The sequence below is a fragment of the Agromyces capsici genome (assembly GCF_058349965.1).
In genome coordinates this window covers 1-18164 of record NZ_JBYRET010000002.1, presented here as the reverse complement: position 1 = coordinate 18164, position 18164 = coordinate 1, and the positions used below count along the sequence as shown (strand labels likewise).

The window sequence follows — 18164 nt, the reverse complement described above, 5'->3', positions numbered from 1 at the left end:
GCGACGGGCGGATGGCGCGACCGGTGCGGGTAGCGTGAGCCCATGGCAGACCGCGAATACGGCTTCAAGACCCGCGCCATCCACGCGGGCAACATCCCCGACGCCGAGACGGGGGCCCGCGCGCTGCCGATCTACCAGTCGAGCGCGTTCGTCTTCGACGACACCGCCGACGCGGCCGCGCGCTTCGCGCTGCAGAAGTACGGCAACATCTACTCGCGCCTGGCGAACCCGACGGTCGCGTCGTTCGAGGAGCGCGTCGCGAGCCTCGAGGGCGGCCTCGGCGCGGTCGCGACGGCGAGCGGCCTCGCGGCGCAGTACATCACCTTCGCGAGCCTCGTCGGCACGGGCGACCACATCGTCGCGTCGGCGAACCTGTACGGCGGTTCGATCACCCAGCTGGATGTCACGCTCCGCCGCTTCGGCGTCGAGACGACGTTCGTCCGCTCCTCCGACCCGGCCGACTACGCACCGGCGATCACCGAGCGCACGAAGGCGATCTTCGTCGAGACGATCGCGAACCCGTCGGGCGAGATCGCCGACCTCGAGGGCCTCGCCGACGTGGCGCACGCGCACGGCATCCCGCTCATCGTCGACTCGACGATCGCGACGCCGTACCTCAACCGCCCGATCGAGTGGGGCGCCGACATCGTCACGCACTCGGCGACGAAGTTCCTCGGTGGCCACGGCACCACCCTGGGCGGTGTCGTCGTCGAGTCGGGCCGGTTCCACTGGCACTCCGAGAAGTTCCCGCTGTTCGGCCAGCCCGTGCCGAGCTACGGCGGCCTCGAGTGGTCGGGCAACTTCGGCGAGTACGCGTTCCTCACGCGCCTGCGGGCCGAGCAGCTGCGCGACATCGGGCCCGCCCTCGCACCGCACAGCGCGTTCCTGCTCGCGCAGGGCGTCGAGACGCTGCCCTACCGCATCCAGGCCCACGTCGACAACGCGCGCGTCGTGGCCGAGTGGCTCGCCGACGACCCGCGCGTCGAGCGCGTGTTCTGGGCGGGCCTGCCCGATCACGCCCACTTCGAGCGCGCCGCGAAGTACCTGCCGAAGGGCCCAGGCTCGGTGTTCAGCTTCGAGGTGAAGGGCGGCCGCGCGGTCGGCCAGAAGCTCATCGAGTCGGTGAACCTGGCCAGCCACCTCGCCAACATCGGCGACGCCAAGACCCTGATCATCCATCCCGCGTCGACCACGCACGCGCAGCTCACCGACCAGCAGCTCGTCGACGCGGGCGTGCTGCCGGGGGTGGTGCGCCTCTCGGTCGGCATCGAGGATGTGGAGGACATCATCGCCGACCTCGACCAGGCGCTCGCTGCGGCGACGCAGGGCCTGACGCTGGCCGGCGCGACGATCGGAGCAGACCGATGAGCACGACGATCGACACGACCTCCGCGTCGGCTCCCGAGGCCGGGACGACGGATGCTGCGGCGGGCGACGTCGAGACCGTCCGTCTCGTCAACGGCCTCTCGTGCGACCTGCCGGCCGACTCGCCGCTCGCGAAGCTCCTGAAGTCGCAGCGCACCTGGATCGGGCCCGACGCGAAGCAGCGGCTGCGCATCCTGAACGCCGCGAAGTCGGTCGCGATCGTCGGCGCCTCGCCGAAGCCACAGCGCTCGAGCTTCTTCGTCGGCACGTACCTGCAGCAGTCGAGCGACTACCGGCTCTACTTCGTGAACCCGATGGAGACCGAGATCCTCGGCCAGCCCGCCTACGCGAGCCTGAAGGACCTGCCCGAGGTGCCCGACGTGGTCGTGGTGTTCCGCCGCGGCAGCGACATCCCGAAGGTCGTCGACGAGGTCGTCGCCGCGGGCGCGAAGACGATCTGGGTGCAGCTCGGCATCTGGAACGAGGAGGCCGCGTACTACGGCGAGGAGCAGGGCCTCACGGTGGTCATGGACCGCTGCATCAAGGTCGAGCACGCCCGCTTCCACGGCGGGCTGCACCTGCTCGGCTTCGACACCGGCCAGATCACGAGCCGTCGCGGCGGGCGGTGAGCTTCCGGCGAAGCCGCGGCCCATGGCTGGAACGACGACCGCTGCGCGGTTCGCCCGGGTCTCGGGCACGGCTGGAGCGCTGGCCGGGCTCGGTGCGATCGTCGGGCTGCTCCTCGCTCGCGCCGTGCTCGATCCCGGACGGACCACCGCCCAGCCGCCCTCGCCGCTGACCTCGTCATCGCTGTCGTCGTCGCTGGTGCTCACCGACGGCACGTCGGTCCGCCTGGCGAGCTACGTGGCGATGGCCGCCGTCGTCCTGCTCGTGGTGTTCTCGATCCAGCTGTCGACGCGTCTGGGGCCGCGGAGCGGAGCCCGACCGGCGTCGTCGGTCTTCGTCGTCGTCGTGGGCGCGATGATCGCGACCTTGCTGGCCGTCGAGTGGGGCCTCGCGCTAGCCCTCGGCGAGGTGGCCCTCACCCGTGACCTCGACGACGCGTTGATGTCGTACTTCGTGTGGGGCTGGTGGCAGGGCCAGCTCAGCGGAGTGCTCTTCCTCTGCCTGATGGTCGTCGTGGCCGTCTCCGGGCTCCACGGGATCGTCGCCCCTCGGCTCGCGCGGTGGTCGTCGCTGGCGCTGGCCGGTGCACTCGCGATCGTCACCGTGCAGGGCCTCGGCGGTCTCGGACTGCTTGCCGGAGGCGCCTGGGTCGCGGGCCTGTCGATCGCGATGGCGATCGAGCGCGCCGTCGGCCCCGCCGGTGGCGACGCCGACGCCGACACCGGTGCGGCGTCCGCAGACGGCTGAGGCTCAGGCCGCCGACGAGCCGGAGGCCGGGTCCACGTCGCGCCCGTACGCCATGAGCAGGAAGCTCCTGCCGCTCGGGAGCTCGACGAGGTACTCGCGCTCCGGCAGGCGCGCGAACCCGAGCCGCTCGTAGAGCCGCTGCGCCGACCGCATCTCGGGTCCCGTGTTGAGCACGACCCGCCGGATGCCGCGGCTCGCCGCGAGCGCCAGGACGTGCCGCACGAGCACCTCGCCCACGCCGCGGCCGCGTGCCCCGGCCGAGACGCCGAGGAACCGGAAGTCGAGTTCGTCGTCGTCGCGCGCGACGGCCGACATGCGTCGACCGCGACGCGGGGTCGAGACCGTTCCGAGCAGCGCGCCGGTCGCGACATCGGCCGCCACCCACACCTCGTGCTCACGGGCACGCTCGGGGATGGCCTCGATCTCGGCGAGGTACTCGGCGCTCAGTAGGAAGTCACCGGCGTAGGCCTGCCGGGCGAGCGAGCCGACGGCGGCATGCTCGTCGTCGCGCACGAGGCGCACCTCGATCTCGCCGCGTGTCGGGGTCGGCGCGGGAGGGGCAACGGGAATCGTCGTGGTCGGGTCGAGCGGAGACATCCGATCCAGCCTACGGGCCGCCGCCTCGGGAACAGCCGAGTGCTCGGGATCGCGCTGATGTCAACCTGACACCATATGTGACACCATTCGCGCATCCGTGGCGTTGACATGACACCACTGTGGTGTCACACTGGTGTCATGGACCTCACGAGATACGTCGACGACCTCCACCGCCACCTCGCCGTGGCGGCCGAAGCCGGCGGTGCGGATGCGCGCGACCTCGCACAGCGCCTCACGGCGCCGCTCGACTCCGCCGCCCGCCTCGTGCTGCTCGAGGCGCTCTCCGACGCGGCGAACGAGATCACCTCCGAGCTCGCCCCGGGCTCGGTCGACGTGCGCCTCCGCGGGCGCGACCCCGAGTTCGTCGTGAGCGCACCCACGGCCGCGACCTTCGAGCCCGCGTCGCGCAGCGCCGCGACCCCCGAGCCCGAGCCCGCCGCCGTGGCGTACGTCGCCGACGACGCCGCGACCAGCCGCACCACGCTCCGCCTCCCCGATCAGCTGAAGGCCCAGGTCGAGCAGGCGGCCGCCCGCGACGGCGTCTCCGTGAACACCTGGCTCGTGCGCGCGATCGCCGCCGCCGTGGAGCCCGCCCCGTCGCGGCGCCCAAACGAGACCCGCTCGGCCGACGGCGACGCGAACCGCGTCACCGGCTGGGTCCGCTGAACACCGATCATCATCGAGGAGTCGACATGACCACCTTCCAGACCCCGAATCCCGTCGTCGTCGACGTCGACCTGGGATGGGGCGACCTCCACGTCGTCGCCTCCGACCGCGCCGACACCGTCGTCGAGGTCCGGCCCGCGAACCCGGAGAAGTCCGGCGACGTGAAGACCGCGGCCGAGGCCAGGGTCGAGCTCGTCGGCGACGTGCTCACCGTGCGCACGACGAAGGGCTGGCTCCACTACACCCCGTTCGGCGGCGCCGGGCAGGTCGACGTCACGATCGAGCTGCCCGAGGGCTCCGAGGTGCGCGGCGCCACCGGAGCCGGTCGCCTCCTGGCCGAGGGCGTGCTCGGTGCCGTCGCGTATCGCAGCGGTGCCGGCGACATCCGGGTCGACGAGGCCGCCCGCGTCACCGCTCGCACCTCATCGGGCGCGATCATCATCGACCGGGCGAGCGGCACCGTCGAGCTCACCTCGACCGCCGGCAGCGTCCGCATCCGCGAGCTCTCGGGCGAGGCGCTGATCAAGAACCCGAACGGCTCCACGACGATCGGCGAGGTCACCGGCACGCTGGTCGTGCAGGGCGCCCACGGCGACGTCACGGTCGCGAACGCCCGCGGCTCCGTCACGGCGAAGAGCAGCTACGGCAACCTCCTCGTCGAGCGCATCGACGGCGGCCGCGTGCAGCTCGAGGCCGGCTACGGCGGCGTCGAGGTGGGCATCGCCGAGGGCACGGCCGCCTGGCTCGACGTCTCGAGCCAGCACGGCGCGGTCCGCAACCTGCTCCAGCCGTCCGACGCGCCCGGCGCCGACGAGAACACGGTCGAGCTCCACGCGCGCACGAGCTGGGGCGACATCCTGATCCGCCGACCGAGCTCGACCCCGGCCCGCTAGCCCGCCGGCCACCCACGCGCTCCACCGCACGACCCGCCGGACGCACCGCGTCCGACGTCGGGGTGGTCGAGTGCGCCCGGAAACACCACGAACACCCGCACCATCGCGACGCACGCGGTGCGCCGCACTCCAGAACAGGAACGGAGATACAGATGACCACCGAGCAGACCCAGGCACCTGCCATCCGCGTGCAGGGCTTGGAGAAGTCCTACACGAAGAACGTGCCGGTGCTGCGCGGCGTCGACTTCGACGTCGCGCGCGGCAGCATCTTCGCCCTCCTCGGCTCCAATGGGGCAGGCAAGACCACCGTCGTGAACATCCTGTCCACGCTGCTCCGCGCCGACGCCGGCTCGGCCGCCGTGAACGGCTTCGACGTCGCCGAACAGGGAGCGGAGGTCCGCGCGTCGATCAGCCTCACCGGGCAGTTCGCCGCGGTCGACGAGGTCCTCACCGGACGCGAGAACCTCGTGCTCGTCGCCCGGCTGCGGCACCTCCCGGCTCCCGGCCGGATCGCCGACGACCTGCTCGCACGCTTCGCGCTGACCGACGCGGGAAGCCGCAAGGTGGCCGAGTACTCGGGCGGCATGCGCCGCCGTCTCGACATCGCGATGAGCCTGATCGGCGACCCGCCGGTCATCTTCCTCGACGAGCCGACGACGGGGCTCGACCCGCAGGCGCGCATCGAGGTCTGGCAGTCCGTCACGCAGCTGGCCGCGAACGGCACCACGGTGCTCCTCACGACGCAGTACCTCGAGGAGGCCGAGCACCTCGCCGACCGGATCGCGATCCTGCACCGCGGGCGGATCCTCGTGAACGGGACCCTCGACGAGCTGCAGCGGCTGCTGCCGCCGGCGACGGTCGAGTACGTCGAGAAGCAGCCCACCCTCGAGGAGATCTTCCTCACCCTCGTAGGCGACGACGAGACCGACGCCGACGCCGACGCGGCCGCGGCGACGGCCGCCACGACCGCCACGACTCGAAAGGAACGATGATGACCACCGCCACCGCCACCGCCACGCTGCCGACGACCACGCACTTCTTCGGCGACACCGCCGTGCTCACCGGCCGGTCCCTCCGGCACATCACGCGCAGCCTCGACACGATCATCACGACCGCGATCATGCCGATCGCCTTCATGCTGCTGTTCGTGTTCGTGTTCGGCGGCGCGATCGACACCGGCTCCGACACCCCGTACGTCGACTACCTGCTGCCCGGCATCCTGCTCATCACGGTCGCGTCGGGGGTGTCGTACACGGCGTACCGGCTGTTCCTGGACCTGCAGGGCGGGATCTTCCAGCGGTTCCAGTCCATGCCGATCGCCCGGTCGAGCGTGCTGTGGGCGCACGTGCTGACCTCGCTCGTCGCGAACGTCGTGTCGCTCGCGATCGTCGTGGGCGTCGCCTTCCTCATGGGCTTCCGGACCGGCGCCGACCTGCTCGCCTGGCTCGCCGTCGCCGGGATCATGGTGCTGTTCACGTTGGCGCTGACCTGGCTCGCCGTGATCCCGGGCCTCACCGCGAAGTCGGTCGACGGCGCGAGCGCGTTCTCGTACCCGCTCATCTTCCTGCCGTTCATCAGCTCGGCGTTCGTGCCGACCGAGAGCATGCCCGGTCCGGTCCGCGTCTTCGCGGAGTACCAGCCGGTCACCGCGATCGTCGACGCCATCCGCGCCCTGTTCACCGGCCAGCCGGTCGGCTCCGACATCTGGGTCGCCCTCGCCTGGCTGGTGGGCATCCTCGTGGTCGCGTACGGGCTCGCGATGCTGGCCTACCGCCGCAAGATCTCGTGACCGGATGACCCGGCTCGCCGACGAGCGACGGGGCGGGTCGCACGAGGAATCGTGCGGCCCGCCCCGTCTGCGTCGGCGTCGTCGCGTCAGGAGACGAGCGCCTCCTGCCACTCGATGAGGTCGTCGATCTTCGCGACCAGCTCATCGTCCTGCAGGCCGTGCGCCTTGCCCTTCGCCTGGACGAGCACCGCGATCGCGCCGGCGTGGTCGCCCGCGTCCGCGGCGAGCTCCGCTGCATCGAGGTAGGCCGTGACATCGCCGCCGAGCTGGTCGACGCGGTTGGAGCCGTCCTCGAGGCCGCCGACGATGCCGTCGACCTCGTTGAAGGTCACGCAGTCGCCGCCGCCCGAGACGACGCCCGCCGTCCACTCGATGCCCCCGAGGATGTGCTCGAGGAAGAGCGGGTCGGACCACGCGGCATCCACGTGCCCGGCGCCCTCGTACCACGAGCGGCCGCCCTCGAAGTTGTGGCACCACGCGATCGGGTGGTCCTCGCCCATGCGCCCGTTGCCGGGGTTGTAGGTCGACTCGTCGAGCGTGATGAGCACGTGCACGTCCTCACGCGGGTTGGTCGTGAAGTTGTACCACTCGTCGAACCGCACCCATTCGGTGGGCAGCATCGTCGTCGACGGATGCCCCGGGCTCTCGACGCGCATGGTCGCGGTCTGCTGCGCGGGGTGGTTGCGGAAGCGCGCGCTGCCGCCCGTGAGCTCGCTGTACCAGGGCACGGTGTGCATCGAGTCGGTCGCGGCGTGGAGGCCCACGTAGCCGCCCCCGCCGCGGATGTAGCCCTGGAACGCCGCGAGCTCGGTGTCGTTCAGCAGGCGCGGGCGGTTGGGGTCGAGGTTGTTCGTCGCGTCGACCGGCGAGGCGAAGATGATGGTGGCGTACTTCGACAGGTCGGCGGCGCTGGTGAACGGCGAGCTCGACAGGGTGAGGGCCGGCTGCCCCGGGGAGTTGCCCTGCGGCGGATCCCAGACGTCGACGCTGAAGCCGTGCTCCTCGCCGAGCGCGATGATCGCGTTCGTGGTGTCGTCGATGTGCGAGTGCCGGAATCCGAGCGTCTCGCCGACGACGAGCACCTCGTACTCGTCGGCGGCGTGGGCGGGGAACGCGGCGATCCCCAGGCTGAGCGTGACCCCCGCGGCGCAGAGGCCGGTGATCGCGCGTCGGACGTGGTGCTTCATGGTCGTTTCTCCTCTTCGAGCCGAACCGTTCCGATGCCGCCGGCAACAGGCGTCAATATGTTGCACGCTGCGACATATCTGCAGCTCCGAGGCTATTGCCCCCTTCTGGGGGATGTCAATGTCTGGCCGTCATTACCTATGCGTGATTCGTCGTCTTATGCCGTTCACGCGTCGTAAGTCCAAACGCGCAGTATTTCCGCGACCGCACGAGCGTCGAACGCACGATTCTTCGACGCACCGGCGGATCCGTGCGCGTGCTGCGACGTACCCTTGGTTCGTGACAGCGTTCGTCTCAGCCCTCGATCTGTTCTCGATCGGGATCGGGCCCTCGAGCTCCCACACGGTGGGGCCGATGCGGGCGGCCCGGGCCTTCGTCGAGGGCCTGGCCGACGACGGGCGACTCGACGCCGTCCGTCGCGTCACCTGCTCCCTCTACGGCTCGCTCGGCGCGACCGGGCTCGGCCACGGCACGCCCGACGCCGTCGTCGCGGGGCTCGCCGGCCTGACGCCGAACGACTGCGACCCCGACGACGTCCGCGGCGCCTGGACGCGGCTGGGCACGGTCGGCGCCGACGTGCGTCTCGCCGGCCGCCACGCCGTGACGATGACCCAGTCCGACATCTCCCTCGAACCGCGCACGCGGCTCCCCGGCCACCCCAACGCGATGACGCTGCAGGCGTGGGGCGACGACGACGCGCTGCCGATCGCGGAGGAGACGTACTACTCCGTCGGCGGCGGCTTCATCCGCCGCGAGGGCGACGCACCCGAGCAGGCCGAGGCCCTGCGCCATCCGCTGCCCTACTCGAACGCCGCAGAGCTGCTCGCACTGTGCGACGAGCACGAGGTCAACTTCTGCGACGTCGCGTGGCGCAACGAGATCGCCGTGCACGGCGAGGCGGGCATCGTCACCGGCCTCGACGCGATCTGGGCCGCGATGGCCGAGTGCGTCGAGCACGGCCTGCACACCGAGGGCACGCTGCCCGGCATCCTCAAGGTCAAGCGACGCGCGCCCGAGGTGCGCCGCCGGCTCGAGGAGTACGACCGCGACGAACACGTGCGCGACACCTCGACAGAGTGGCTGCACGCGTTCGCGCTCGCGGTCAACGAGGAGAACGCGTCGGGCGGCCGCGTCGTCACGGCGCCGACGAATGGCGCCGCCGGCATCATCCCCGCCGTCGGCCACTACTACCTGCGGTTCGTGCCCGGCGCCGACCAGGAGGGCATCCGCCGCTACCTGCTCACGGCGGCCGCGATCGCGAGCCTCGTGAAGAAGAACGCGTCGATCTCTGGGGCCGAGGGCGGCTGCCAGGCCGAGGTCGGCTCGGCGTGCGCGATGGCCGCGGGCGCCCTGTGCGCCGTGCTCGGCGGCACGCCGCGCCAGATCGAGAACGCCGCCGAGATCGCCATGGAGCACCACCTCGGCCTCACCTGCGATCCCGTCGCGGGACTCGTGCAGGTGCCGTGCATCGAGCGCAACGCGATCGCCGCGTCGACCGCAGTCTCGGCCGCGCGACTCGCGCTCCACGGCGACGGCACGCACGTCGTCTCGCTCGACACGGTCATCGAGACCATGCGCCAGACCGGCCTCGACATGATGACCAAGTACAAGGAGACGAGCGAGGGCGGCCTCGCGGTCAACGTCATCGAGTGCTGAACCCGGGGCCGGGCCGAGCATCGACCGCCCCGGCGAGTGCGAGCCGGCCGTGTCCCCCGATTTGGTCCCTACTGCCGGATGGCACGTCTCTGGCAAGGTAGCCGGGTGGACCCGAACATCGACCCCAACGTTCTGGGCGGCATGAGCGCCGCCGTACTCATCATCGGCTCGCTCATCTACCTCGCCGTCATCGCGCTCAGCCTGTGGATCGGCTACCTGATCATCAAGGCCGCGGTGCGCAACGGCCTGCGCGACCACACGCTCTGGCTCGAGTCGCGGCGGGGCCCGCTGCGCTGAGCGGATGTCGCGGCGCCCGCGTCCGCGCGGGCGCGCTGTCCCCCGATCCTCCCGCTCGCGCTCGCGTCGTCAGCAGGCGCACTCGATCGGCGCCGCGTCGCTCGCGACGTTCGTGAGCGTGTCGACCGGATGCCGTTCGCGGCCCGAGTCGCGCTCGACCTCGAACCCCTCCCGCGCCCAGTACTCGAACCCGCCGAGCATCTCCTTGACGGGGTGGCCGAGGGTCGCGAACGCGAGCGCCGCGCGTGTCGCGCCGTTGCAGCCCGGGCCCCAGCAGTAGACGACGACGGGCGTGCCCGGTGCGATCCGCCGCGCGGCCTCCTCGGCGATCCGCCGTCCGGGCAGGTGCACGGCGCCCGGGATCCGACCGGTCGCCCACGCAGCCTCGCTGCGGGTGTCGACGAGCACGAAGCCCGGTTCGGGCGAGGCGAGCGCCGTCGCGACGTCGGAGACATCGGTCTCGAAGCCGAGCCGGGCGCGGAAGTGGCGCACGGCATCCTCGGGCGCGGCGACATGGTCGAAGAGCGTCGAGTTAGCGGCGGGTGCGGGGATCGTCGTGGTCATGCCCTCGATGTTCGCATCCGCGCGCGGCACGCCGCGGTGCGGATCCCGACGCCGATGCGCGAGATCCTGCCGAACCGTCAGGCGCCAGAGAAGAACGCCGCGACCGCCGCACCGAGCGCGCGGAGGTCGTCGACGTGCGCGAGCTCGCGCGCCGAGTGCATCGACAGCAGGGGCGGCCCGACGTCGACCGTGCGGATGCCGAGCCGGGTCGCCGTGAGCGGGCCGATCGTCGAACCGCACGGGATCGCGTTGTTCGACACGAACGGCTGGGTCGGCACGCCGGCCGCGCGGCAGGCCGCCGCCCAGCGCGCCGAGCCCGCGGCATCCGTCGCATACCGCTGGTTGGCGTTGAGCTTCAGCAGCGGGCCGCCGCCGAGCACCGGCCGGTTCACGGGGTCGTGCCGCTCGGGATAGTTGGGGTGCACGGCGTGGCCCGCGTCGCTCGAGACGTGCCACGAGGCCGCGAACGCACGGCGGCGTTCCTCGACGCCGGCGCCGAGGCCCGCGCCGATGCGCGTGAGCACGTCGTCGAGGAACGGCCCGCTCGCGCCCGAGCGCGACTCGGATCCGAGTTCCTCGTGGTCGAACGCAGCGAGCACGCTGACGTGCTCCGCGTCGGCGGTCGCCGCGAGCAGCGCGGTGAGGCCCGCGTGCACCGAGGTCAGGTTGTCCATGCGGCCCGACGCGAGGAACACGTCGCCGCGGCCGAAGCGCGCCGGCGCCGCAGCGTCGGCGACGTGCACGTCGTACCCGGCGACCTCGTCGGGGTCGACGCTCGCGAGCCCGGCGAGGTGGGCGACCACGTCGGCCGGCTCGGGGCCGCCCTCGACGCCCCAGATGGGCTGCACGTGGCGCTGCTTGTCGAGCGTGAGCCCGTCGGTGTTCACGCCGCGGTCGAGGTGGACCGCGAGCTGCGGGATGCGCAGCAGCGGCCCGGTGGCGACGAGGTGCGTCGCGCCATCCGTCGTGACGAGGCGGCCCGCGAGCCGCAGCTCGCGGTCGAGCCACGAGTTGAGCAGCGGACCGCCGTAGACCTCGACGTTCGCCTGCGAGAGTCCCGCCGCGGCGCTCGACGGGTTGGGCTTGAGCTTGAAGGAGGGCGAGTCGGTGTGCGCGCCGAGGATCCGGAACGGGGTCACGGGCCCGGCACCCTCGGGCTCCACCCACGCGATCACGGCGCCGTCGCGCACGACCACGCGACGGCCGGGGCCGGTCGGCCAGGCGTCGCCCTCGTCGAGGCGGTCGAACCCTGCCGCCTCGAGGCGTCGCGCGACCTCCTCGGCGGCGTGGTACGACGACGGCGATGCCGTCACGAACGCGGTGAAGTCCTCGATGTACGCGTCGACGTCAGGGATGCCCATCCCACCATCCTCGCGCATCGGCGGAGGCTCGCCCGCCGCCGGCTCGGCCGCACTGGCTCGGCGCTCGCCCGGCTGCCCGTCGGCCCACGGGCCCGCCGACCCGCCGACCCGCCGACTCAGGCGAAGCGCACGGTCGCCTGCAGACGCGAGCGCACCTCCATGACCTCGGCCCCGCCGAGCTGCGGCGATCCGGGGATGCCCTCGCGCACGGCGCTCGCCAGCCGCGAGCGGCGCACGAGCGCGATCACGGCGCCGCGCACCGTGCCGCCGACCTCGAGGGGCACGGCCGCGTCCTCGTCGGGCACCACGACCACGAGCGCCGTCGGCTTCACGCGCGCCGCGCGCCCGATCTCCTTCGCGCGCGCCGCGAGCGCCCGGATCGGCCGTTCGCCGGCGAGCGCCTCGCCGATGAGCTCGCCGCGCTTGAGCGCGACCGGGCCGCCCCAGTCCTCGGACTGGATCGCGATCAGCCCCGTGGGGCCGAGCACGAGGTGGTCGAGCTTGGGCGGCAGGCCGGGCCCCGCCGCATCCGTCGCGAGGTCGTGCCAGACGGTGTACGCGATGCCGAGGGTCGCGAGCGCCCGGGCCGTGTGCTCCTCGGCGAGCGCGTCGGCGAGCACATGGCGGATGTCGCGCGGCGCGCTCCGCACGAGCGCGGCGTCGTACGGGTCCGCCAGCGTGACGCCGCGACCCGCCCACTCGCGGATGAGCGCGAGGTACCGCTCGCGCGACAGGCCGCCCGGGTGGCCATAGGAGCGTGCGAGCGGCCGGGAGTCGCGCCGGGGCCGCGGAGCGGCGGGCGCCCACGGTTCGTGCGGTGCGTCCGACGGCGCGACGGTGCGGATGCCGCGGTCGAACGCGGCCCGCGCCTCCGGGGTGCCGACGAGCTCCCAGGCCGCCTGGACGGCGTGGAACCTGATCGCGTCCCCGCCGGTGTCGGGGTGGGCGTGGCGCAGCGCGCGCCGGTACGCGAGGCGGAGAGCCGCGGCATCCGCGTCGGAGGGCACGCCGAGCACCTCGTAGGGCGACTCGGAGAGGGGGCTGTCGGGCATGGGCTCGCTTTCGGTGCGAGCACGAGGATACCGCCGCGCGCCGCGAGGTCGCCCCGAACGCGCGCCCGACCCGCGCGGTCGGCGCTGCGGTCGCGTCTGCGGTCAGCGGCGGCGAGCGGATGTCGCGGCGAGCCGCCGCTCAGTCGTCGGCGGGTCGCAGCATCCCGCCCGCGACGAGCTCGCGCACGGCCGCGGAGAGCTCGTCCCAGAGCTCGGCCGGGTCGGCCTCGAGCAGTTGTGCGATCGCGTCGGAGAGCACCCCGAGCGGCAGCTCGCCGTCGGCGGCGCCGACGAGCGCGGCGAGGGCGGTGCCCGCGTCGACGACCCGGCCGAACCCGCCGCCCTGCCGGAGGAGGATGACGGTGGGCTGCTCGGCGCCCGGCCAGTGGTGGCGTTCCTCGGTGACATCCGGGGCCACCGCGACGCGGAGGTCGCGCAGCGCGGCGTCGTCGAGCGCCGCGAGCCGGTCGGAGCCTGCGAGGCACTCGGCGAGGTGCGATCCGAGCCCGCCGGGCGTCTCGCCGAGCGGCCCGTGCAGGCGTTCGGCACGGGCCATCCGGGGCTCGTCGCCCTCGGCGGGCCGGCGCAGCAGCACGTAGCCGAAGCCGACCGACTCGACGCCGCGCTCGGCGAAGTCGTCGAGCCAGGCGCGGTGGAGCGCCTCGAACTCGGCGGTCCCGGGCCGCGTGCCGCCGTCGCGGATCCACGTCTCGGCGTACTCGCTCGGATCCTGCCGCTCGCGTTCGACGATCCAGTACTCGAGACCGGATGCCGCGGCCCAGCCGGTCACGCGTTCGAGCCCGTCGTCGAGCTCGCCGGGCTCGGCCGCGCGCCGATACTCCCAGTTGCCGAGCAGCTGGGCGATGCCGCCGGGCGCGAGGTGCGCTGCGGCGCCGCGGACCACGGCCTCGACGATGCCGTCGCCGACGAGGCCGCCGTCGCGGTACTCGTAGGCGGGCACGCCATCGCGTCGGGGCGTGATCACGAACGGCGGGTTCGACACGATCCGGTCGACGCGCGCGCCCGCGATGGGGTCGTACAGGCTGCCGGATCGGAACTCGATCCGGTCGAGCCCGTTGAGTCGTGCGTTGAGCCGCGCGTACCGCAGCGCCCGTTCGGAGATGTCGGTGGCGACGACCCGGTCGCTGAACCGGGCGGCGTGCATGGCCTGGATGCCGCAGCCGGTGCCGAGGTCGAACGTCGTGCGGGCGTGCCGCTGGAGCAGCAGCCCGCTCAACGTCGTGGACGCGCCGCCGACCCCGAGCACGTGCTCCTCGGGCAGCGCCCCGCCCGTGGCGAGCTCGCCGAGGTCGGAGGCGATCCACCACTCCCCCTCGCCGACCGCGTCGGCGAACGCGTACGGCCGGAGGTCGGCACGCGGTCGGGCCCTGTCGCCGTCGTTCCCATCGAGTTCCACGAGTCCGAGCGCGACGACACCGTCGAGGCCCAGCGCCGGCAACGCGGCCGCGAGGTCGGCGGATGGCACGGGCACGCCGAGCACGAAGCAGCGCACCAGCGTCGCGAGCGGCCGGTCGGCCACGTCGGCCCGGTCGAGCGCGCGCAGCGCCGGCACGCGGTGGCCGCGCCGGAGCGCGGCGCCCGGGTGCGTCGACTCCGCGGCGGCACCGCGCTCCCAGGCGGCGTCGATCGCGGCGACCGAGAAGCGTGCGGACGCCAGATCGGCCGCGAGGGCGTCGACCTTCGCCTCATCGATCACGGGATCCACCCCACCATTCAACCAGCGTCGTGCGTTCGTCACCCCGATGTCATCTCGCGTCCATCCCGGGACGTCCGGCGTAACCCGGTCGACACACGCGCCGCGTAGCGTCGGTTACCATCGGACGAGCGAGGGGAGGTCGCAGATGGCGGAGTCGTCGACCCTGGAACGCCTGCGGCAGGACGCACGCGACGAGCTCGCTGCGCTCATCGAGCTGCGGTGCCGCCTCGGCGAGGACCCCTGGGCGTTCCTGCCCGAGCTTCCGTCCGTCGACGAGCAGGTCGTCGCGACGCTCCGCGAGGAGCGCCTCCACTCCGAGCGGTGGAGCCCCGCGCGAGCGCGCGCGTACCACCCGGCCGCACGGCGCGGCGAGGTCGCCCGGTTCGAGTTCGAGGTGCTCCGCGAGATCGCGCTCGACCACCCCGAGCTGAGCTCCGCCGTGTGGAGCATGCTCGACCGGGTGCCGACCACCTGGTGACCGACCGCCCCATCGGCCTGGTCGGGAGGATTCAGCCTGTGACCGGCGCGGGCGCGGCATCCGCTCGTCGCTGCACCCGCACCCACGTGATGAACCCGACGATCGTGAACGCCCCGTAGAACAGGTAGAGCAGCGCCGACGCGTAATAGCCGGCGCTGACGAGCAGGGGGACGCCGACGATGTCGACCGCGACCCAGATCAGCCAGAACTCGGTCCAGCCGCGCGCCATGCCCCAGGTCGCGAGCAACGAGCCGACGAAGATCCACGCGTCGGCCCACACCGGCTCGAACGAGCCGAGGGCGCGGAAGATCGGCGTCAGGACGAGCGTGCCGCCGACGAGCACCACGACGAGCAGCGCGCGCTCGCGCCCGCTCGCCCAGTGCGGCGTGACGGCCGCATGCTCCCGGCCGAGCCGACGGTTGCGCGACCACTGCACCCACCCGTAGATCGACACCGCGATGAACATCAGTTGCCGGCCCGCCTGTCCGAGCAGGTTCACCGGGTTCGGTGTCTGGAACACGGCGCCGAGGAAGACCGTGAACAGGAGCACGTTGCCGATGATGCCCACCGGCCACGCCCACACCTTGCGGCGCATGCCGCCGACCGCCGACGCGAGCCCGAACGCGTTGCCCACGATCTCGCGCCACAGGATGACCTGGTCGCCGATCACGAGCTGCGCGTCGAACAGCCACTCGATCGGATTCATCGCGCTCCCGCCGGGGTGCGGCGGCGCGCGCGCAGCGCGACGACGATCGCGGCGATCGCGCGCCAGCCGATCAGGAACAGCGCGAGCGTGATCGCCGCGACGACCACGAACGCGGGCGCCGTGCCCTGACCGGTCACCACCCGGAGCACCATGCCGACGACGAGCGCACCGGCCCACACGGCGACGCCGGTCGGCCAGACGGCGGCCGGGCGCCGCCAGGCGAACGAGGCGACCCAGCCCGTCGCCGCACCGACGAGGAACGGCCACGCCGTGCCCCACACGCCGGCGACGTCGAGCGCCTCGGCGTGGCTGCTGCGCCCCGCGATGGCGAACGCGACGACGAGGAGCGCGTCGAGGATCACGGCGCCCACCACGACCGAGGTTCCGACGATCCGGGGCGGGGGTGCGCTCATGCGTCCATCGTATGGCGGAGCTCGGCGGCGGTGCCGACCGGCAACGCGCACACGAAGGCGCGACAGCGGTAGGCGGCGGCGTGTCCGCTCCGCGCGGACCGGCCCGCGAAGAGCTCGAAGCCGGCGTCGGCGAAGGCTCCGGCCTGCCGCTCGGTCACGACGGTCGACACGGATGCCGCGTGGCGGCGGCTCGCGCGCACGAGCTCATCCTCGTCGGGGCCGGGCGCACCGTCGCCGGGCCGGTCGGGCACGACCGTGACGAGCTGCACGAGCGGCGCGGCGAGCCGCGCCATGAGCTCGAGCGACCCGCCGAACGCGATGGGCCGTTCGACGGCGATCCCGGCGACCGCGCGCATCGCCCGCTCGGCGAGTTCGAGGTAGTGCTCGCCGGCCCCGAGCGCGTACAGCCGCCACGCGGCGTCCGCGCACGCGGTGGTACCGGATGGCGTCGCGCCCTCGGCCGGATCGTCGGGAAGCGCGAGTCCGCGCGCCTCGAGCACCGGGTCCGCACCGCCCGGGGCCCGGAAGGGCGCCGCGTCGGCCGAGGCGCCCCCCGGCGCCGCGTCGGCCGCCGCGTCGATGAGGTCGCGCGCGGCCACGGCATAGCGGGCCTCGCCCGTCGCCGCCGCGAGCCGCAGGAGCCCGCCGGCGAACATGCCCGTGTCCTCGAGCGTCGCGCGAGCCGTCGACGCGACCCCGCCGAGCGACGCACGGATCAGTACTCCGTCCTCCCGTACGTGCGTCGCGAGCAGCAGGTCGGCCGCACGCCTGGCGGAGTCGACGGCCCGATCGTCACCGAGCACGTAGCCTGCGTGCGCGAGCGCGCCGATCGCGAGGCCGTTCCATCCGAGGAGCACCTTCTCGTCGAGGGCCGGCGGAACGAGCGACGCCCGGTCGGCAGCCGTCCGCCGGTAGTACCCCCCTTCGCTGCGTTCGCCGTCGATGAGGCTCTCCGAGTCCTGCGCGCTGGCGAATCCGCCGCCGGGCAGTCGCATGCGTTCGTCGAGGAACGCGATGAGTCCACGCGCGATCGGCTCCGCGGGTCGGGTCGGCGCCTCGCCGGTCGTGAGCTCGGCGGCGACCGAGAGCAGCAGCGCGTTGTCGGTGAGCATGCGCTCGTAGTGGGGTTCGCTCCAGTCGGCGCGCGTCGCGTAGCGGAAGAAGCCGCCCTCGACCGCGTCGCGGAGCGGCGACTCGCCCATGGCGGCGAGCGTCCGCCCTGCGAGGGCGCGCCCGTCGGGGCCGGCCTGCGCCAGGAAGCCGAGCACGGGGGCGACGGGGAACTTGGGCGCGCCGCCGAAGCCGCCGTGCACCCGGTCCTCGTCGGCGGCCAGCCGCTGCACGGCCTTCTCGAGTTCCGCCGACCCGGGCAGGTCGCCGGCCGTGCGGGCAACGGATGCCGCGGTCAGGGCTTCGCCGACGGCCTCCGCCGTCCGGTCGAGGTCGCCGCGTCGTTCCCGCCACGCCTCGTCGACCGCGACGAGGACCTCGCGGAACGCGGGCACGCCGTGCACCGGTCGGGGCGGGAAGTAGGTGCCGGCGTAGAACGCCCGCCCGTCGGGCCTGGCGAACACGGTGAGCGGCCAGCCGAGCTCGCGCGTGAAGGCGGAGGCCGCGGCCAGGTAGCTCGCGTCGACGGCGGGGTGCTCCTCGCGGTCGACCTTGACGGCGACGAAGCGATCGGCGAGGTACGCGGCGATCTCGGGGTCGCTGAAGCTCTCGCGGGCCATGACGTGGCACCAGTGGCAGGTGGCGTACCCGATGGAGACGAGCACGGGAACGTCGCGGCGCCGTGCCTCGGCGAACGCCTCCTCGCCCCACGGGTACCAGTCCACGGGGTTGTCGGCGTGCGCGCGGAGGTACGGACTCAGCGCTGCGGCGAGTCGATTGCCCATCGCTCCAGACTAGGCGCGAGCGCGGGATCGCGGCTTAAATGCAGAAGAGCCGCCCAACTCTGGGCGGCTCTTCTGTGAAGAATGTCCGGCGGTGTCCTACTCTCCCACAGGGTCGCCCCTGCAGTACCATCGGCGCTGCGAGTCTTAGCTTCCGGG

At 73.0% G+C, this 18164-nt stretch carries 19 protein-coding genes and 1 rRNA gene; 10 read left to right on the top strand and 10 right to left on the bottom strand.

The window, feature by feature from the left end; all coding sequences use genetic code 11:
• Positions 1–42 precede the first annotated feature (42 nt).
• Genes AC3RKB_RS13945 through AC3RKB_RS13935 form a run of 3 tightly spaced genes read left to right on the top strand, consistent with a single transcriptional unit; the run spans position 43 to position 2739 of the window.
• A complete protein-coding gene (locus tag AC3RKB_RS13945) occupies positions 43–1368 on the top strand; it encodes an O-acetylhomoserine aminocarboxypropyltransferase/cysteine synthase family protein (RefSeq protein WP_491436865.1) in 1326 nt (441 codons plus the stop codon).
• On the top strand, positions 1365–1994 hold the full coding sequence (locus AC3RKB_RS13940) for a CoA-binding protein (protein ID WP_491436864.1): 630 nt from the start codon (positions 1365–1367) through the stop codon (positions 1992–1994). The genes AC3RKB_RS13945 and AC3RKB_RS13940 overlap by 4 nt, the downstream gene beginning before the upstream one ends.
• 22 nt (positions 1995–2016) lie before the next feature.
• Positions 2017–2739: a hypothetical protein gene (locus AC3RKB_RS13935; protein ID WP_491436863.1), complete on the top strand. Its 723-nt coding sequence runs from the start codon at positions 2017–2019 to the stop codon at positions 2737–2739.
• Positions 2740–2742: 3 nt separating this feature from the next.
• Here the strand turns inward: AC3RKB_RS13935 and AC3RKB_RS13930 are convergent, their stop codons facing one another.
• On the bottom strand, positions 2743–3336 hold the full coding sequence (locus tag AC3RKB_RS13930; protein WP_491436862.1) for a GNAT family N-acetyltransferase: 594 nt from the start codon (positions 3334–3336) through the stop codon (positions 2743–2745).
• A 138-nt stretch (positions 3337–3474) separates the two neighbouring features.
• Between AC3RKB_RS13930 and AC3RKB_RS13925 the strand changes: the two genes are divergently transcribed.
• From AC3RKB_RS13925 to AC3RKB_RS13910, 4 genes are all read left to right on the top strand, one after another.
• A complete protein-coding gene (locus tag AC3RKB_RS13925) occupies positions 3475–4002 on the top strand; it encodes a histidine kinase (protein WP_491436861.1) in 528 nt (175 codons plus the stop codon).
• Positions 4003–4028: 26 nt separating this feature from the next.
• A complete protein-coding gene (locus tag AC3RKB_RS13920) occupies positions 4029–4895 on the top strand; it encodes a DUF4097 family beta strand repeat-containing protein (protein WP_491436860.1) in 867 nt (288 codons plus the stop codon).
• 152 nt (positions 4896–5047) lie between these two features.
• Positions 5048–5887, top strand: coding sequence for an ABC transporter ATP-binding protein (locus AC3RKB_RS13915; RefSeq protein WP_491436859.1), 840 nt, complete (start codon positions 5048–5050; stop codon positions 5885–5887).
• Complete coding sequence (locus AC3RKB_RS13910) at positions 5887–6684, top strand: ABC transporter permease (protein ID WP_491436858.1); 798 nt, start codon at positions 5887–5889, stop codon at positions 6682–6684. Before AC3RKB_RS13915 ends, AC3RKB_RS13910 begins: the two co-directional genes overlap by 1 nt.
• Before the next feature lie 86 nt (positions 6685–6770).
• Here the strand turns inward: AC3RKB_RS13910 and AC3RKB_RS13905 are convergent, their stop codons facing one another.
• On the bottom strand, positions 6771–7871 hold the full coding sequence (locus AC3RKB_RS13905) for a ThuA domain-containing protein (protein WP_491436857.1): 1101 nt from the start codon (positions 7869–7871) through the stop codon (positions 6771–6773).
• Between the two features lie 277 nt (positions 7872–8148).
• On the opposite strand from AC3RKB_RS13905, the gene AC3RKB_RS13900 reads away from it, so the two are divergent.
• The gene (locus tag AC3RKB_RS13900; protein WP_491436856.1) at positions 8149–9525 is read left to right on the top strand and encodes an L-serine ammonia-lyase; all 1377 of its coding nucleotides are present in this window, start codon (positions 8149–8151) and stop codon (positions 9523–9525) included.
• A 105-nt stretch (positions 9526–9630) separates the two neighbouring features.
• Positions 9631–9822 carry a hypothetical protein gene (locus tag AC3RKB_RS13895; RefSeq protein WP_491436855.1) on the top strand — a complete coding sequence of 64 codons (192 nt, stop codon included), beginning with the start codon at positions 9631–9633 and terminating at the stop codon, positions 9820–9822.
• 69 nt (positions 9823–9891) lie between these two features.
• Here the strand turns inward: AC3RKB_RS13895 and AC3RKB_RS13890 are convergent, their stop codons facing one another.
• From AC3RKB_RS13890 to AC3RKB_RS13875, 4 genes are all read right to left on the bottom strand, one after another.
• The gene (locus AC3RKB_RS13890; RefSeq protein ID WP_491436854.1) at positions 9892–10386 is read right to left on the bottom strand and encodes a rhodanese-like domain-containing protein; all 495 of its coding nucleotides are present in this window, start codon (positions 10384–10386) and stop codon (positions 9892–9894) included.
• A gap of 77 nt (positions 10387–10463) precedes the next feature.
• On the bottom strand, positions 10464–11747 hold the full coding sequence (locus AC3RKB_RS13885; protein WP_491436853.1) for a M18 family aminopeptidase: 1284 nt from the start codon (positions 11745–11747) through the stop codon (positions 10464–10466).
• Positions 11748–11863: 116 nt separating this feature from the next.
• The gene (locus tag AC3RKB_RS13880; protein WP_491436852.1) at positions 11864–12799 is read right to left on the bottom strand and encodes a DnaJ domain-containing protein; all 936 of its coding nucleotides are present in this window, start codon (positions 12797–12799) and stop codon (positions 11864–11866) included.
• A 139-nt stretch (positions 12800–12938) separates the two neighbouring features.
• Positions 12939–14525 carry a DUF7059 domain-containing protein gene (locus AC3RKB_RS13875; RefSeq protein ID WP_491436851.1) on the bottom strand — a complete coding sequence of 529 codons (1587 nt, stop codon included), beginning with the start codon at positions 14523–14525 and terminating at the stop codon, positions 12939–12941.
• Positions 14526–14661: 136 nt separating this feature from the next.
• On the opposite strand from AC3RKB_RS13875, the gene AC3RKB_RS13870 reads away from it, so the two are divergent.
• Positions 14662–14994, top strand: coding sequence for a hypothetical protein (locus AC3RKB_RS13870; RefSeq protein WP_491436850.1), 333 nt, complete (start codon positions 14662–14664; stop codon positions 14992–14994).
• Between the two features lie 31 nt (positions 14995–15025).
• Here the strand turns inward: AC3RKB_RS13870 and pnuC are convergent, their stop codons facing one another.
• From pnuC to rrf, 4 genes are all read right to left on the bottom strand, one after another.
• Positions 15026–15700, bottom strand: coding sequence for a nicotinamide riboside transporter PnuC (gene pnuC, locus AC3RKB_RS13865; protein ID WP_491436849.1), 675 nt, complete (start codon positions 15698–15700; stop codon positions 15026–15028).
• Positions 15697–16113, bottom strand: coding sequence for a DUF3054 domain-containing protein (locus tag AC3RKB_RS13860; protein WP_491436848.1), 417 nt, complete (start codon positions 16111–16113; stop codon positions 15697–15699). The genes pnuC and AC3RKB_RS13860 overlap by 4 nt, the downstream gene beginning before the upstream one ends.
• Positions 16110–18008, bottom strand: a complete 1899-nt coding sequence (locus tag AC3RKB_RS13855; RefSeq protein WP_491436847.1) for a thioredoxin domain-containing protein — start codon at positions 18006–18008, stop codon at positions 16110–16112. The genes AC3RKB_RS13860 and AC3RKB_RS13855 overlap by 4 nt, the downstream gene beginning before the upstream one ends.
• Positions 18009–18091: 83 nt before the next feature.
• Positions 18092–18164 (bottom strand): 5S ribosomal RNA (gene rrf / locus AC3RKB_RS13850); the annotation flags it as partial.